This window comes from Pseudarthrobacter sp. (assembly GCF_036675385.1).
GTDB lineage: Bacteria > Actinomycetota > Actinomycetes > Actinomycetales > Micrococcaceae > Arthrobacter.
Genome location: NZ_JAKFFD010000016.1, coordinates 1 through 3,444, shown reverse-complemented (window position 1 = coordinate 3,444; position 3,444 = coordinate 1). Strand labels below are relative to the sequence as shown.

1 protein-coding gene is annotated in these 3,444 nt (G+C 65.4%); it reads right to left on the bottom strand.

Annotation, left to right across the window (positions count from 1 at the left end; genetic code table 11):
* Nucleotides 1-3,444: Ig-like domain-containing protein (locus tag V6M49_RS01515; RefSeq protein ID WP_332759670.1), on the bottom strand; the 3,444-nt coding region annotated here is incomplete at both ends.

Here is a 3,444-nt window from a genome sequence, read left to right as displayed (position 1 = left end):
GTGGTGCCGGTGGCAGTGGCGCCATCCACGGATGTCTTGAGGATCTTGCCGTCTATCCGGGCATTAAAGCTGGCCGGGCTGCCACCCACCAGTTCGTACTTCATGTTGTCCAGGTCATCCCTGTCCGGGTCGGAGGTCAACCGGCTCAGGTCCAGGTCCGCAGACTCGCCCTTCGGCACTTCAACGTTCGCGCCCAGGAGTTCCGGCGGGTTGTTGCGGTTGGGGTCGGGCAGCACTTTGGTGCGGATGCTCAGGGTGGACTTCAGCCCTGCAGGATCATCCGGCCCGGTGCCGTCGGTAACCTCAAAGCTCAGCGAGCCCGGGCCAACGTAGTCGACGCCGGCGGTGTACTTCAGCGCCGTTCCGTCACCGGATACCGGGTTGCCGCCGTCCGAACCGATGAGCTTGATCCGGTCAGTCTGCGTCAGGCGCGGTGAGCGTCCCTCCCGGACCTTGACCCATTCCTTGAGGTCAACGTTCACGGATTGTCCGGCGATGACCTCAATAACCTCGTCTTTGGCGAGGGTGGGAACCTGCTGCCCCAGCCCCGGCGCCCAGATGATGGCTGTGGACTTTTGGCCGTCCACGTCTTCGACCGTGTATGGGATCAGCTGCGGCTGTTCGGTCAGGTCTACCATCATGGTGCCGTCAGGCCCCGGGCGGGCGGTGAGGGACTCGGTGCTGAGCTTGAGGTTCTCGCCGACGCCGTCGGGGTCTTCATCGTTCTTGAGGACCGGCACGTCCACGGCAGTCTTGCCCATCGCCTGGGCGGAGGTGACCCGGTCGTCGCGGGCAATGGGCGCCTTGAGCGGGACCTCATTGTCCACCACCACGCGGATGGTGGCCTGGGCGGTGGCGTCGCGGTCGTCGGCGATGGTGTACCGGACGTTGACCGTCCCGGCAGCGCCGGGAGCGGTCAGGATGATGCGGCCGCTGGTCTTGCTGACGGTGGCCTGGAGGGCGTCGTCGGCCTCGATACCGTCCGTGAGGATACGGATGATGTCGCCGTCGGGATCGGTGTCGTTGCCGGTGGCGTCGACGGCGATCTGCCGTCCCGGCCGGACCTTCACTTCGTCATCCACGGGGGTGGGGTTCTGGTTCGTTTCGCCACGGGGGGCGATGCCCACCGTCACGGTTCCGGTGTTGACGGCGCCCTGGCGGTCCACCACCTTGTAGCGGAACGTATCAGTCCCGGCGCCGTCGCCGGCAGCGGTGAAGTCAATGAAGTTGCTGCCCACGGTGGCGGTTCCCATGGCCGGGGTGCTGTCGATACCCGTTAGCTGAACGGAGTCGCCGTCGGGATCGATGCCGTCCAGCGGGACGGGAATGCGAACTGTTCCGGCGGCCACCACTCGGGCGGTGAGATTCTGAGGCTGCGGCCTCGAATTCTCGGCCCCCTCCAGCGGAAGGATGTGGATGGTGACGGCGGCGGCGCTCTTCTGCCCCTGCGGATCCACCGCGTTGTAGATGGCGCGCACCGTCTTGGGCTGCGGCCCGGCGATGAAGCGCAGGGTGTTTTCCGAGACGAAGCTCTTGCCGTCCAGTTCATCCACGGACTGCGGAAGGACGGGGTCCACGCTCAGTTCCAGGCCCTGCGGGTGCGTGTCGTTGTCCAGCACCGGTATGGTGACGACGTCGTTGACCCTGACGTTCACTTCGTCGGGTTTGGGCTGGGGGGCCTCGACGACGGCGGGGGCCGGGACGGGGACCACGGAGACGCTGCCGGTGGCTGATTTCCTGCCGTTGGACATGGTGTATTCAAAAAGGAACGGGTCCTTGGTGCCCAGCACATCGGTGATGCGCAGGACGCTGTGGTCGATCACGCTGACCGAGGCCGTGGTGTTGTCCGGGAGTTTCACGGACTGCAGCACCAGCACGCCGCCGGAAGGATCCGAGTCGTTGGCCAGCGGGTCCAGCAGCACACTGCCTCCGGTGGGCATCAGCGCAACGTCATGGACCGCCACGGGGTCACCGGCGTCCTTGCCGGACTCCACATCAACCCGGATCAGGCCCTGGCTGCTCTGCGGGCCGTTGCTGGCGATATAGGTCAGGTAGACGGGACCGGGAGTGGTGCTGCGGAACGTGAAGGTACCGCCGTCGGTGACGGGGCCCAGTTCGGCAGGACCGTTGGCCTCCACCTGCGCGAGGCGGAGGGCGCCGCCGTTGGGATCGACGTCGTTTTTCAGGGGCGCGATCACCAGGTCCTGGCCCACCACGGCAGTGACGTGATCGGCGTTGACCACCGGCGGCAGGGCGCCCGGCGGCTGGACGTTCACCACGACTTTTCCGGTGACCGTTGCCCGGCCGTCCCAGATGGTGACTTCCACGTTTTTCTTGCCGGCGGTGGCTCCGGAGTCCTGGAAGGTGAGCAGTCCGTCACGGCGGACCTTGACCTGGTCCTGGTCGTTGTCTGCCTTGGCGTCCAGCAGGACGAGGTCGTCGCCGTCGGGATCCACCCAGTCGGTGAGGATGTTCTGGCTGACGGTTTTGCCCTGCTCCACCAGCATGGTGGTGGAGTCTCCGCCGCGCTTGAATGCGGGCGGCTTGTTTTCATCGGCTGCCACCACGTTGAGCGTGACCTGTCCGCCGGCTGAGAGTCCCCGGCCGTCGGCGGCGTTGTAACTGAACGTCTCGGCGCCGGGCCTGGCGTCCGCGGGAACGGAGATCTGGAACGCGGTGCCGCCGTAGATGCTTTCCAGCGTTCCGGCTTTGGGCCCTGAATCGCCGACGGCGGCGGTCAGGACGTCGCCGTCAGGATCGGAATCGTTGTCCAGGACGCTGAGGATGGTGGTCCGCCCCGGACGAACGCCCAGGGTGTCCGGTTTGGTTTCCGGCGGCCGGTTCGGTTTGCTGCGGTCCGGCAGGACGTTGATGGTGTTGTTGTCCGCCGATTCCTGGTCCTGCTCATCGGATTCGTTCTTCGGAGGAACAACGTCGTCCCAGTTGTTCACGAGCTGCATGTTCTGGTTCACCAGCCACACATTCCCCGAATTCACGTCGTTCAGGACCACCAGGTCCCGGTTCACCCGGAATACGTACGACGGCGACGCACTCGCCTTGGGCACGTCAACGTTCTTATCATCAGCATCATTGACACAGTCCCGGACATACTTGTTCGCCCCGGACCACGCCGCATGCACACACCCGGCCAGCTGCACCGGAGCCGCCGGCACACCCTCGCCATCAAAAGTGACCGTCTTCGCCGTTGACCCGTCCAGCGGCTGCTTCAACAACGCCTTCTGCGTCGAAACCGCCACAAAATCACTCGCCGGACCGCCCTGCTGCAGCTTCGCATCCCGCGCATTCTCCAACTGCAGCCGCTTACCGCCCGGCAGGAACAGCTTCCCTGCAGCAGCATCCAACACCACCGGCTTATCCCCCACCACCGTGATCTGCAGGTCCCCTGCACCCTTAAGGTCACCCCAGGTACTGGAATCGGTGGAC